This window comes from Bacillus sp. AFS018417 (assembly GCF_002560985.1).
In the GTDB taxonomy this organism is placed as follows: Bacteria; Bacillota; Bacilli; order Bacillales; family Bacillaceae_G; genus Bacillus_A; species Bacillus_A rhizoplanae.
On record NZ_NTTM01000079.1, the window covers coordinates 1 to 13,868 of the forward strand.

The window sequence follows — 13,868 nt, forward strand, 5'->3', positions numbered from 1 at the left end:
CTCCAGGGGCTCTTACAGACATGGAAGTAAAAGGTTTGTCTAAGTTTGAAAGCAGAAAAACCATACCTTGTTGAATGGGTATGGTCTGCTAAGTATTTTGTCTTAGTTGTCCCTTTTGGGAATCCCCTTCCTCAAAAATTCGTGAGGATTTTAGGTGGGGGTAGTTCAATTGTTGTTTATATACAAGTAATTTTTTGTTTGTTATCGCTAAAAGTATTGGCATATTCTCTTTCGTAAGCCAAGAAATTTCAGGAAGAAGTTTTAGTAGGGGCGGTTCTTCCTGAAATGACATCAACAATTTGCTCATTCGTTTTACTGTTCATATTGAGCTAACCATTTATTGAATATATCCATAAACTTGTGAATGATAGCTAAATTGACCACCATAATTATAAAGCCTAAAATTGAATACAAGACAATTGTATCTAATGGGAATAACTGTACGATATGCTTAATGATATAAATACAAATAGGTAAACAAATAATGCTTGTAATAATAGCAGGGACATATTTTCTTATGATCAATGTTTGAAAGCAATGTATTATTAGATGTAAAGTAAATGCAATAAACAAACCTACCCATAGGCTATACCAATTCATCACATAGGAAACAATTGTAATTATACTAATTAAAATAAATTCTTCTGCCACTCCAAGGGCGAAAGATGATGTTGTAATATTATCAAAATGAGGTAATAGCCTTTTTGATAACGTAGGAAATCTTTCACATAAATAGCGTCTGTTTTTCCTTATCCATGGTTGTATGAAAATTATTTCTTCAAAATCGTGAAAAATAAAAAGTATTGGAAAAAGCCATACCATCACTTCTATATTATTCATTGTCATCCCCCCTAAAATCCTATTATATAAATATTTTTTACGTTTTATTACAAATATGTAGTGCATTATAGTTTGTTTATAGATTAGTTATAGCATTAATTTCAATATAAAATAGAATTGCTTTCATAATGGAAATCTATATAAGGAAGATGGATTTGTGATGAAAAGTCAAATGTATAAATGAAGAGAGGGAGATATTCTTAAACTTATTAATCTTTCAGCATCAGTTGTTTGGGATTATGATGAGAGTGAAATCAACACCATTATGTCAGTAGATACTGTGTATGGACATAAAACAGAACATGGAAGAGTCAATCATTCGCTTTAAAGCAGCAACCCTGTGACTAAGCTCGAATGGAATGATTGAAGCTATTAAGAAGTCAAACGGCATCCTTAGCCATACTATATTGTCACAAAAAAGTGTTGAATAATTCAGTATATTCAGTATAATTAACTTGTAACTATAATAACGTTTTTAGTTACAAGGGTTATACTGCTTAATCTCTAATAGAAGATTCCCCATAAATCAAGTAGTAGAAAAAATTTTTGTACACCTTTGTATTCGGTATCCCCCACTAAAATGTTTCTTTCAAATAAACAGGAAGAAGGAAGTGATAAGATGAATCAAATGAATACACTCTCTCTATGGACGGCGACTGCAAACAGCTATGCGAAAGGAAAAACTCTAGAAGGAAATGAAGAGGCGGATGTTGTCGTTATTGGTGCTGGTTTCACAGGTCTTTCCTCTGCTTATCATTTGCAAAAGTTAGGAAAGAATGTCATTGTCCTAGAGCAAGAAACGATTGGATACGGCGCCAGTGGTCGTAACGGTGGGATGGTATTGCCAGGCTATAAGCCAACGATGCAGCAGCTTACCAAAAAGTATGGTCCCGACGAGGCTAGACAGCTAAACGATCTCTCCTTGTTTAGTATTGAACTGGTAAAAAACATTATTGACGAACATCAAATCAACTGCGACTTTAGAAATACGGGTCACATTGTAGCGGCTTACAAAGCCAAACATTTTGAAGAATTGAAACTTGAAAGCGAATATTTAAATAAAAATTTCGGGTACGAATCAAGAGTACTTGATCGAAGTCAATTGCATCAAGAGATCGATTCCCCAGTTTATTATGGTTGCTTAGTCGACGACTTGAGTTACTCGTTCCAGCCACTGAATTATGCAATTGGTTTGGGAGAAGCAGCTAAATCGATCGGTGCAAGAATCTTTGAGCATTCTAAAGCATTATCCATCGAGTACGGTCAAACTAGTGTGAAAGTTGAAACAGAAAAAGGTTCTGTTATTGCGAAAGACATTATTGTGGCGACAGATGGTTACTCTGGAAAAATCATGAATGAACTGAACAAAGGCGTACTGCCAATTTCAGCGCGTATTATTGCAACTGAACAGCTTCCAGAGTCATTGTTGAATATTGTTATTCCTAAAGATCGCATGGTTTTTGATACGAGTAGTTTCCTTTACTATTTCCGTCGTACACCAGATAATCGAATCGTATTTGGCGGTGGCGATATTCGTCCAAACTTAGATGACGGTGTGTATCAAAAAGTTTACGATGCGATGGTAAACTTGATGCCAAAACTGGCAGGAAGCAAAATTGAATACCGTTGGGGTGGATTTATTGGGGTTACAATTGATACATTCCCGGTTATCGGCAGATCCAAAGAAGGCGCATATTTCGCAACAGGTTATACAGGCCACGGCGCTTCTCTCTCGACATTGTTTGGTAAGTTATTGGCACAATGGATTGTTACGGGGAGTGCAGGCGGATATCGATTTGAAAAGGAACGTCTAAAATCATTTCCGTTCCATAATCAGAAAACTATGCTTGTAAATCTAGCGCATATTGGTTTCAAACTGCATGATATTTTTGCGTAAAGGAGAGGTACTTGTGAAAATTAACATGTTCATTGATGGGAAATGGGTAGAAGCGTTATCCGGTGCTAGAAGAAACGTTATGAATCCAGCAACTGGAGAGGTGATCGCATCGTCTGCTGATGGGTCAGAAGACGATGCAAAGGTGGCAGTCAAGGCGGCTCGCAAAGCGTTTGACAGCGGGATTTGGTCGGATTTATCGGCTGATGAAAGAGCAGAATATCTCTATAAGATTGCAGATCGTCTTGAAGAGAAGGCGGCTGAAATTGCACGTTTGGAAACTGCAAATAACGGTAAGGTTATACGTGCAACAACCTATGTGGATATTCCGGTGTCGATTCAATGCTTCCGCTATTATGCTGACTTGATCAAAGGCATGAAAAAAGAATCTTACACGCGTGCTGATTCTTCGGAAACAATTATTATTCATGAGCCGATTGGTGTTTGTGGGCTTATTGTCCCTTGGAACTTCCCACTTATGTTAGCTGTTTGGCAAATTGCTCCTGCACTCGCTGCTGGAAATACAATTGTAATTAAGCCTGCGGAGGTCACTCCTGTAAGCGTATTCAAATTATTTGAAATTATTGAGGAAGTTGGGCTTCCGGCCGGAGTGGCAAACTTGGTATTGGGACCTGGATCAAAAGTTGGGAATGAGCTTGCCGAGAGCCATGATGTTGATAAGATTGCCTTTACCGGCGGAACAAAAACAGGCCAAAGCATTATGCGCGCAGCGGCGGGAAATATGAAAAAAATGACACTTGAACTGGGAGGTAAATCTCCACTTATTGTGTTCGACGATGTGGATTTTGAAACTGCAGTCGAGAATGCGATGTTCGGTATTTTCCACAATGCTGGGCAAGTTTGTTCAGCTGCATCCCGTCTGCTTGTACAAGAGACAATTTACGATAAGTTTGTTGAAAGATTGGCCGAGCGTGCAAGCAAAATTGTAGTTGGCAACGGGGAAAGCGAGAACATTGAAATGGGAGCGCTTACAAATGAGGCTCATATGAATGACGTTTTACATTACATCAAGAGTGGAATCGAAGAAGGTGCAAAATTAGTTTGTGGTGGTAAGCGCTTAACAGAAAATGGGCTTGATCGAGGATTTTTTATTGCACCAACGATCTTTGCTGATGTAAACACGAATATGCGTATTGTTAAGGAAGAGATTTTTGGTCCAGTCCTTGTTGTACAGAAATTTAAAGATGAGGAAGATGCAATTCAAAAAGCGAATGATTCCATTTATGGATTAGCTGGTGCTGTATTTACTGAAGACATGGATCGAGCAAAGCATGTCATTAGTAAATTGCGTGCGGGCATTACTTGGATTAATAGTTATCACCTTGCTTATGTTGAAGGGCCTTGGGGGGGATATAAGCAAAGTGGAATCGGCAGAGCGCTAGGTGCTGTTGGGCTGGAGCACTTTATGGAAATGAAGCAAATCAATATCCACCAACATGCCCAGCCTGTAGGGTGGTATGCGAATTAATTTGGCTTAACTTGCTGTATAAACTATTTTTAGGAGGGCATGAGCATGGAAATAGCAGGAAACCATCCCTCACCGAAGAAAGAAACAGCAGAAATTATGAATAAGTCAGTAAATGATTCAGCACTAGGAACCAAAAGTATTCCTTTGCTATATTTACGGTTTGCTTTGGCAGGAATTATGGCGAATGCGATTCTTGGAGTGGTATCGATTGTCGATGGCTATTTCGTCAGCGGCTTTCAGGAGCTGGAAGTGGAAGGAATCGGAATTGGATTTACAATCATGGTTATTACCCGCATGCTTGGTATTCTTTTTGGTATAGGAGCCGGAGCGGTCATTTCGCTTCGGCTTGGAAAAGGAAAAATCGAAGAAGCTAGGAGTATTATGGGACAAACTTTATGGTTTACTCTTTTCATCTCCACTTTGCTAGCTGTACTTGGATTGGTCTTTGAAAATCAAATCATGACTTTATTCGGAGCAAGTCAGGAGGCACTTCCATATGCGGTGAAATACAGCCGGCTATTGTGGATTTCATTGCCAATAACGATATTGGCGGTTGTACTAAGTATTTTTACCAATATTGATGAAAAACCTGTATTATCAATGAACAGTTGGTTAATTGCAGCGGTTGTTGCCGGAATTACAGAATGGATCATGGTGGTGAAATATGACATGGGGATGATGGGTTCCTCGTGGGCGAATACAATTTCACAATCGATTCCTGTTTTACTAATCTTTTATTTTTGGTTCGGTAAAACAAAGCTTAAGCCAAAAATAAAAGATATGATGATTAATCTCAAGACAATTGGCGAGGTGGCTTGGACAGGCTTTGCATCTTTTTCGAGTCAGTTCATGATGTTTTTTGCCATTATTTTCTTCAACAACTTACTGCAAAGCTACGGTGGTGGGCTGCACGTTGCTGCTTTCACGATTCAAAACGGTTATATTACAAATCTGCTCGCCTTAGCAGCACTCGGTGGGATGACGGGACTTCAGCCGATCATTAGTTATAATTACGGTGCGGGCAATCTTGCTCGCGTTAAACAAGCAATTAAGATTGGACTCATTTTTACGGTTGCTTTCTTTTTGATTGCGACAGCTTTACTAATCATTTTTGCAGATCCGATTGTATCATTTTTTTCCGGTGGTAATCCTGAATTGCAGAAACTGGGCATTTGGACGACTGTTGTATTCAACTCTTTGTTTATGCTTAATGCAGTCAGCTTGCTTATATCCGGTTATTTCGAATCCCAAGAGAGAAACTGGACCGCAACGTTTATTAATGTTAGCAAAATGCTGTTGTTCTTGTTCCCGTTTCTATTTATTTTCCCGAAATTCTGGGGTGTAGAAGGTATATGGTACGCAGGTCCTGCTGCTGAAATTCCAGGCGTTCTCATTGCCATATACTTTATGAAAAAAGAGTTCAAACGTTTAAAAGATACGAATGTTAAGACAGTACGTCTATAGAACCTATTCCTTCAAAATTATCTATAAGAAAGGGAGATGATCATCATGTTTTTTGCAAAAAAACTTACAGTAGAAGAAGCACAACAATTAGGTGTTGACACTTGGGAAGCATGGGTAGGCGAACCTAATAAAGGAACTTGGCATGTAGAAGAGCAAGAAGTTTTCTATGTGACAGACGGTGAGGTGTTTATTACTGTTGATAGAGAAAAATATCATATTACAAAGGGCTGGGTCGTTTCTTTGGCTAAAGATCTTGTCTGTGAATGGGATTGCCCGGAATTTTTGAAAAAGAATTATAAAATGAACCATGAGATTATTTTGAAATAATGTGCAATTAGGAGCGTATCCAATCATTACAGCCGTATACTTTGCCTAAATATTTGTGGTTTATGGTACACAGCGCCGTTATCCGACCTTGTGACATATGTGATTGCTTCTTATTTTACGAAAAAAATTCAGAATATTTAAACAACTACTGTTATTTGCTAATGAATATAAATCCAAAATCCGACATTGCTATCTCAAGTAATGCTGTTTTTACAGGCCTTACGGATAAGCTCATCTCTGCTTATATCGCTATTATTAATAATAAGATCGCAGCCATTGGTTCCGAAATCTTAACGATGGTTGGTTGATGGAGCTATCGTTTTTCAAGATGATGCAAGAAGGCCCCTTTATAAAGACAAAAAACGGGTGGAACAAATGTTCCTTTCCCGTTTTTAAATTAGACTATTATTATGATTTATTTTTGACTAAGCCGAACAATAATACGTCTACAATAGAAGAGAGTGCTTCTGGTAAGGTAATATTATTTTCCATATAAAAACGTTGATCAAAGACAGAATTTGTAGCATCTATGATTAGCTTTACAGCGAGTGTTGTATTGATTTCAATGAGTTCACCTTGCCGCATACCTTCTTCGAGTAACAAGCGCAGAGCTTCCCACTCGTTCAAAGCGTCATTCACCTTTGTCCATTGCTCCGGGTAATAGCGCTTCATTTGTTCCAACACTTTGAAGTCGTAAAACTCAAAATTGGGCAACACGGTACAAATCTGTCTGATTTTTTCAATCAGGCTTAAAGATGTATTATTCATAATTTGTTCTGTTTTTTCATCGAATTCCGATAACGATTGGTCAATGATTAACTCCAAAATTTCAACCTTCGAAGAAAAATGTTGATAGAGGTATCGCTTGTTTACACCAATACGGTTTGCTAAATCATCCATTGTGAACTTCATGCCTTTATCATGAATCTCTTCAATAAAAGCTTTTATAATGCGTTCTCTCATTCCCAGTACTCCTTAAATTAGAAATTTGTTGAAAAGGTTATTTAAACTAAGTTACTCAACTTTCGCACCTTAACCCTTGTCTGTGCCATATTCTCTATTGGGACATTTCCCTTATTGACACATAACACCTTTTTTTAGCAGGATGGAAGCAACCAAACGCCCCATTAAAAATGGAAAGGTACATATCTTCCATGATACAGCACAACTTCCTGTCCGAAAAGGCACTTAACTCTACTATTCCATAACGTAGGATCCTTTTTTGAGCCAATTTGGCATTGCATATCGTTCGAGAATGCGAGGTTAATCACGTCATATTCCGTAGGTCACGGTTCAATATACTGTCAATCTAATCAAACACAACACGCCGGTCACGTTCCCGGAAGGTCTCCCGTGCAAATGAGAGATTCTGCATTACATCAATAGGGCGTATAAAAACAATTTTGAACTGGAATCCCCCTCGACCGATACATTCTTCACCACTAAATCAAAACAGCTATCCGGGTAAAAGTCCCGTGGTAGCTGTTTTGATTCATCCTTCCAATTCTGGCACCTGGTTGTTTGCTTGCATTTTCATGATAGTTGGATATATCTCCTGAACAAACAATACATTGATGGGTACAGTATAAGGATACTTGGTTCATCAGAGACAGATAAAAATGTTTACCCTGTCCGATCACCTATCGATCGAACAAGATAAACATTTACTTTTACGCCTAATGCTTCATTGCCTTGGGACTATCTAGCTTGATAGACAATCTCTCCATCAATAATCGTCATGTGAACAGGAAGATCAGCGATATCGGCAGGATCAGCTTGCAAAATGCTTCCGTCCAGGATTACTAGATCGGCCAGTTTTCCAACTTCGATGCTCCCTTTGTGTTGTTCGTCAAAGCTCGCGTAAGCTCCATTCCATGTGTAAGCTCGGATCGCCTCTGTTACGGAAACAGTTTGATTGCTTCCAATCTCCTGTCCCTGCTTGCTCTTCCGGTTCACCGCCGCTTGAATTCCGAATAGCGGACGATAATCGGTCACTGGGCTATCGGAGCCCGCTGCTGCAATGATGTTATTTTTAAAAAAGTCACGAAGTGGATACATTTGATTCACCCGCTCTCCGTAGTTATGGACGTATCCATTTCCATATTCATAGAAGAAAGCAGGGTTAGGTATCGGGATGACGCCAAGCTGTTTCATCCGTTCAATTAGATCCGGTTCTGAAATCCCTGCATGTTCAATACGTGGTCGGGCATCTGGGCGAGGATATTCCTTCAGGGCGGCCTCTATACAATTCAATACCATTTCAATTGCACGATCTCCCTGCGCATGGGCTGTAATCTGAAATCCTTTCTTATGAGCCTCTACTAATTGTCGGTTTAGTTCTTCCTGTGTATAGTACAAAATACCGTAATCCTCTGGGTTACTTGTATACGGCTTACGGGTTGCAATGGTCGGACCGCTGCTGCTACCATCCGTGAACAGCTTTGCAGGTCCGATTTTAAACCGGTCATTCCCTAGGCCTGTTACCATTCCAGAGTTAATCATACTTTCCAAAAATAATTCGGGGTTGTCTAATGCGCAGACCATCGCATAAATGCGCACTTTGACCAAGCCTTGACGAACCGCCTCATGCATCGCTCGAAACCCCTCGGAGTCATTGCAACCTGCATCATGGATACTGGTAATCCCAGCCGCTACAAAATCGGCAGACGCTAACGCCAAGGCTTGGGCTATTTCTTCTTCGGAATAGGTTACTTTATTGGCAATTTGGAAATGAGCCGTTTCAATTAAACGACCTGTAAGCTCTCCCTCGGCGCTATGTTCAATCATCCCACCTTTAGGATCGGGTGTATCCTTGTGAATACCGAGGATTTCCAGTGCTTTTGAATTGACCACCGAAATATGATTACACGCGCGTATAATGATAATCGGGTGTTCCCTTGAAATCTGATCCAATTCTTCTCTAGTCGGATACCGCTGTTCCGCGACTTTGGTCTCGTTGAAACCCCAAGCCCGCACCCATTTTTCTGCCGGGAGCCCGGACGCTTTTTTACGTAAATCCTGAAAAATATCCTGCAGGGAATGAATATGGGTAGCTTTGCAACTTACCCCCAGCTTGTCTATGCCATACGAGGAAATGTGCAAATGTGAGTCGATAAATCCCGGCAAGAGGCTTTTCCCTTTCAAATCAATTACCGTTGTCTGCGGACCGATAAGACGCTTAATCTCCTCTGAGGTACCGACGGCGATAATCCGGTTCCTTTTTACCGCAATCGCTTCTACTATTCGATTCTGTTCATCTACCGTAATAACCTCGCCATGAAGAAATACGATGTCTGGCATTCTTAAACCCCCTTATTCTCTTGTAAAACCGCATTATTATCATTGTACAACTCATGCCAATATTTAAATTATTATGTCTTAGATTGGTGTATTGTTCTTGAGCGTCCTCTAGTTTCTCATCGATCATATTTGCGATAATAGGCAAATTGCTCTTCCTGTTTATTTGAAAGAAACATTTTTGTGGGGGATACCGAATGCAAAAATGTATAAAAAATTTTTGCTACTACTTGATTTACGGGGAATCTTCTATTAGAAATCAAGTGGTATACCCATAGTAACTAAAAACGTTATTATAGTTACAAGTTAATTATACTGAATATAAAGAATTATTCAATACTTTTTAGATCTGGTGCAAGGAATCTAACAAACTTGGACATACTGTGTAGATTTACAATGAAAAGTGACCCATCCCTAAAATAAAAATTACAATTCTCTTATAACGAAATGAGAGGAGTTTAAGCAAGGGGGCAACCATTCGAGCACTAAAACAAGAAGGACATTCTATTCGATCTATTATCAAATTATTAAATGTCTCAAGAAATACAGTAAGAAAAGCATTAAAAGCAGAGAAAGGCCCTATTTATTAAAGGAAAGAAAAAGAAGATAAGTTAATTGTTCCATTCGAAGAGATAATTCGAAAATATGTAGGTGAAGGATTAATGGGAACTGTTTATTCGGATCTACTTATCATAGTGTGAGAGTTTTGAAAATACTTTTTATATGGGTTAAAAGGTAATAAGAGAATTTAAGTTGAATAAAAAGAGAGTGTAGAATTTTCTATTCAAAACAATTTGCATCAATTTACTTATATACCAAAACTCGGTTGGTTAACCTGGTAAAAGGAAGGTGTAATTTTGAAGAAATTTATCTTAGTGCTACTACTCTTGGTTAATGTTTGCTATATAGTAATTTATTTTACTAATTTCGAAGTTTTTGCTCCCAACTCTGTATGGATCGTCTTTTTTATCATTAGTTTATGTCTATCTATTCTTTATTTATATCGTTCGAGAAAACAATCTGGCTATAATTCATATTTAGCAATTGCAGTTTTAGTTACAGGTATTAGTTCTTTAGGTGCTTATGGTTTTCGATATTTTTTATCTCATCTTATGGGGTAACAGTTATTCAAATATCGAGTGCTGAATTTAATAGTAAAGGCATTTAAAAAAGTTTGTAGTTAAATTTATCGAAAGCTTTTTTGTGCTGTTTAGTGCGTAATTCTCACTGCGGATTTATATGCTAAAGAAGTTTATTATGTTTCTTCATAGAAAAAAGCAATCGGTTGAATTATAAAATTTGAATTCAAACCCCATAGGCCAAACATAACGAATTTATTAGCGGTTTCAATGGAACTCATAAAAATTAAAAAACAAATTAGTACATAAACAAGAAAGTATATCAGAAAAGATTTTTTTGTTACATGTAATGTTGTATTGCAGTGTGTACAAACAAGCTTATAGGAGTTGTTTCGTAAAAAGAGGATTTTCTTCTCTATTTTTTTACGGCATTTAGGACATGTCTTCATTTTTATTTCATCTCATCACTACCTAATTTAAAAATCGTAGGATTCTTTTTATAAGTAAGAAAAGGGGCAGAATAGACTCATTCTTTTCTTTCAAATATATACGATGATTATAATTGAAAATTCTAACTTAATAAAAATGAAGCCTTTACTAAAGGCTTCATTTTTGTATCATAAGAAGTATATTTTTCCTAATAGAAGGAGCATAAATATAGCCACCCAAAAGGTAAGCATAAATGTAGCTTTTTGTTTTATTTGATAAGCTCTAACTGCTTGAAGTACGGTCATTACAAATAGTAGAATCATTAAAATATTGGAGCTGATTGATTCGGTGATAAAACCGTAAACAGAGACAATAAGAACAGCTACAGCACTTAATAATGACAAGGTTTGAATCAGTTTTGATAATGTCATCATATATCCCCTTTTTGATAAATGATTCCATAATATATATTCAATTAGACAAATCGATATCCCTAAAAGATATTTATGATAAAAAACATGGCAAAGAGCCATATTTTTTCATTGTTTCCATTATCAATATTCCGTCAATAATACTGACATCTTTCATATTTTGTAATCTTATCAGGTCTCCAGTTACTTTCATCTGTCCTCAAAGCGCAGATGGACGAATTTCAGCATCTGTATAAGATCAACGATTCGTACCATTACACGCGTGCTGCTTTCCCATTGTTTTTTTGTAGGTATTCCTTTAAAAAACGATTCGCAGCTTAATACCTTTATTTTTGGTGACCATTTTTCCAAAGCTTTTGGATTATTGACGTAAAAGTACATCATGGCGCCTTTGTTGCCAGCCTTTTTAACTGTGCGGTTTGAAAGCCCCAGCGCAAATTTTGATTCCGCGTCGAAATATAATTCGCCGCCAGGAAAGCGCTGCGCCATAGCGGAAAACATTTCTTTAAGTTGACTTTCCTGAAAGTAATAAAAAACTCCTGCTGAGACGAAGAGTATTCCATCGTCCTCATTAAACTTAACATCTTCAAACCACGAAATATCAAAAAAAGATTTGGCAATGCTAACATTTCTCGGCGAATCTGCTATTAAAGTTTTACGAAAAGCTATTGCATCGGGCAAATCGAGATTATACCAATTGATAGTCCCGTTGTCGATTCTTGAAAAGGTGGTATCTAACCCAGAGCCGATGTTTACAATGGTAGCCCGAGGATACTTAGTGATGAAGCTGCGGATTGTGTCATCAATTTTGCGAGCACGAACGATGTAGGTTATCCCGCCGTATTCACCAAACGTTTTGGCTATATCAGTAAAATCAAAATCAGATCTTTTGATAATGTCAATAGCTTCCCTGTCATCCAAAATTTCTAGATTTTTCTCGCTGCCACTGGCACGTCCCCAAAGGGGAATGAGCATAGTACCTTGAACCGATTGTAAATCTATCATTTTTACCATAAAAATCCTCCGTTTCAAACTGCTGTATCAGAATTCTCGTTGTACTAGAAGATAAATCAATAATAGTGTTAATTGTAAAAACAAATTCAGCCTATTCTTACGTGAGTAACTTTGTGTCCAATTCCATTTATCGAAACACGTTCTTTTTACTCCATGATTAATTATCCTCGACCATTTTTGCTAGCATTCTATTTGTTTTATGTAATCCGTACAACAAGTCACGCCGATCTTCATCCGAAAGTTTTTCAAGATTATCCGTGAAATTGTTATATATCTGTTTCCATCGTTCATGTTGCACATCTTCTGCTTTTTTCGTTAGCGAAATTAAAATTGCTCGTTTATCTGAATCATCTTGTTTCTTAGTTATATAGCCATCTTTCTCCAAGTTACGTACTGTTACACTGAGTTGTTGCTTAGGTATATTTAAATCATGAGCTATCGTTTTCAAATTTACAGGCTTACTTTGCTGGGAAACATACTCAACTACGTGCTGTTCTATATGCGTAAATTCTGATGATTTTTCGGATAATAACTTGAAAGTTCCAAACATATTCATCAACAGATTCAAGTATTCGTTTAATAAATCTTTATCGCCCATCATTGTTCTTCCTCCATTAATTTAGTAAACATTATATTGCTATTTTTCGGTAAAATAAAAGCTTTCTTCTGTTTATTGTAAATGACTGTTTACAAAATGGTAAAGTAATATAATGAGCTGCTACATTAACTTCACATGAATACAATATATTTTTTCTGTGTATTACATGATAAAATGGAATATAAAGGAATAAAAGGGGTGGATAAGTAATGGAAGTGCTGGTAGAAGTGCTGAAATACGTTACATATGTATTAGTCGTATTTAGTGTTGTATTTGTTATCATACGTAGGAATTATCTATATCCGTCTAACTCTTTACTTCTCTTTTTTGGATTGGGAGGTGCCATAGCATCAGCAGGTGGAAGCTCGATGTTTAATATATTTTTTATGCTTCTTTGTGATACTGTTGTTTTCATATCTGTCCTTTTTATCATGAAAGATATACGAAAGTTTCGTAACAAGGCAGCTGAATAGAACTTTTCTTCAGGTGTGAGGGGTGTTATACATACTCTCATTTTTTTGTTTAGTCTTATATTAGAGGTACAGTTAACTAAATATCACATTTTCTACGTTAAGACATTTACTGGAAGTGGCATTCTTGATTTTCTTACGATTAGGATTTTTTTCACCATAATCTCTCGTTTTTAGTGGAATTAAAGATACGTTTTTTCTTATAAATAAGAACATGTTTTGGTTAATCTTTTTATATTAAAAGAGAAGGGGAGATAAAACGGAGTAAATCTATATTATTTTTTCTTAAAGTCTTCTAAAGGGCTCTCATCGCTTAGTTCAACGAAGAAAGGAAAAAGGGATAAAAAGAGGCCACGTATAATGTCACTTGAAAAACGAAAGGTTTCGGCTGAAATATATTGTCTTTGATTACAATACGGACAATCTTTACCATCATTTTGGAAAAAAAGAGACCATACATCTTTTGCTTTCCATTTCGCCTTACAATTTGTACAACGAGTCATAACATTCCTCCTATTCTTTTAACCCATTTTTTA

12 protein-coding genes and 1 pseudogene are annotated in these 13,868 nt (G+C 37.2%); 6 read left to right on the top strand and 7 right to left on the bottom strand.

The features are described 5' to 3' along the window. Positions 1–312 precede the first annotated feature (312 nt). Positions 313–840 carry an HXXEE domain-containing protein gene (locus tag CN326_RS22380; RefSeq protein WP_098311170.1) on the bottom strand — a complete coding sequence of 176 codons (528 nt, stop codon included), beginning with the start codon at positions 838–840 and terminating at the stop codon, positions 313–315. 580 nt (positions 841–1,420) lie between these two features. On the opposite strand from CN326_RS22380, the gene CN326_RS22390 reads away from it, so the two are divergent. From CN326_RS22390 to CN326_RS22405, 4 genes are read left to right on the top strand one after another with little or no spacing between them, the layout of a single operon-like run. Continuing rightward, the gene (locus tag CN326_RS22390) at positions 1,421–2,737 is read left to right on the top strand and encodes an NAD(P)/FAD-dependent oxidoreductase (protein WP_098311171.1); all 1,317 of its coding nucleotides are present in this window, start codon (positions 1,421–1,423) and stop codon (positions 2,735–2,737) included. A gap of 13 nt (positions 2,738–2,750) precedes the next feature. Continuing rightward, complete coding sequence (locus CN326_RS22395) at positions 2,751–4,223, top strand: aldehyde dehydrogenase family protein (RefSeq protein WP_098311172.1); 1,473 nt, start codon at positions 2,751–2,753, stop codon at positions 4,221–4,223. Between the two features lie 45 nt (positions 4,224–4,268). Further along, complete coding sequence (locus CN326_RS22400) at positions 4,269–5,687, top strand: MATE family efflux transporter (protein WP_098311173.1); 1,419 nt, start codon at positions 4,269–4,271, stop codon at positions 5,685–5,687. Between the two features lie 45 nt (positions 5,688–5,732). Further along, complete coding sequence (locus tag CN326_RS22405) at positions 5,733–6,014, top strand: cupin domain-containing protein (RefSeq protein WP_098311174.1); 282 nt, start codon at positions 5,733–5,735, stop codon at positions 6,012–6,014. Positions 6,015–6,422: 408 nt separating this feature from the next. Here the strand turns inward: CN326_RS22405 and CN326_RS22410 are convergent, their stop codons facing one another. Together CN326_RS22410 and CN326_RS22415 are read right to left on the bottom strand one after the other, a co-directional pair. After that, a complete protein-coding gene (locus tag CN326_RS22410) occupies positions 6,423–6,977 on the bottom strand; it encodes a TetR/AcrR family transcriptional regulator (RefSeq protein WP_098311175.1) in 555 nt (184 codons plus the stop codon). Positions 6,978–7,712: 735 nt separating this feature from the next. Then, positions 7,713–9,314 (bottom strand): amidohydrolase, encoded by a 1,602-nt coding sequence (locus CN326_RS22415; protein WP_098311176.1) that lies wholly within the window; start codon positions 9,312–9,314, stop codon positions 7,713–7,715. Between the two features lie 464 nt (positions 9,315–9,778). Here CN326_RS22415 and CN326_RS25470 point away from each other — a divergent pair. Beyond that, positions 9,779–9,901 (top strand): annotated as a pseudogene (locus tag CN326_RS25470) (helix-turn-helix domain-containing protein); the annotation flags it as partial. A 1,106-nt stretch (positions 9,902–11,007) separates the two neighbouring features. On the opposite strand, the gene CN326_RS22425 reads toward CN326_RS25470, so the two are convergent. The 3 genes from CN326_RS22425 to CN326_RS22435 all read right to left on the bottom strand — a co-directional run bounded on the left by CN326_RS22425 (position 11,008) and on the right by CN326_RS22435 (position 12,862). Continuing rightward, a complete protein-coding gene (locus CN326_RS22425) occupies positions 11,008–11,250 on the bottom strand; it encodes a hypothetical protein (RefSeq protein WP_098311177.1) in 243 nt (80 codons plus the stop codon). Positions 11,251–11,439: 189 nt separating this feature from the next. Further along, complete coding sequence (locus tag CN326_RS22430; RefSeq protein ID WP_098311178.1) at positions 11,440–12,264, bottom strand: class I SAM-dependent methyltransferase; 825 nt, start codon at positions 12,262–12,264, stop codon at positions 11,440–11,442. A 157-nt stretch (positions 12,265–12,421) separates the two neighbouring features. Then, on the bottom strand, positions 12,422–12,862 hold the full coding sequence (locus CN326_RS22435; protein WP_098311201.1) for a MarR family winged helix-turn-helix transcriptional regulator: 441 nt from the start codon (positions 12,860–12,862) through the stop codon (positions 12,422–12,424). A gap of 209 nt (positions 12,863–13,071) precedes the next feature. On the opposite strand from CN326_RS22435, the gene CN326_RS22440 reads away from it, so the two are divergent. Then, on the top strand, positions 13,072–13,335 hold the full coding sequence (locus CN326_RS22440; RefSeq protein WP_098311179.1) for a hypothetical protein: 264 nt from the start codon (positions 13,072–13,074) through the stop codon (positions 13,333–13,335). A 272-nt stretch (positions 13,336–13,607) separates the two neighbouring features. Here the strand turns inward: CN326_RS22440 and CN326_RS22445 are convergent, their stop codons facing one another. Then, positions 13,608–13,835 (bottom strand): hypothetical protein, encoded by a 228-nt coding sequence (locus tag CN326_RS22445; RefSeq protein WP_098311180.1) that lies wholly within the window; start codon positions 13,833–13,835, stop codon positions 13,608–13,610. Positions 13,836–13,868 lie beyond the last annotated feature (33 nt).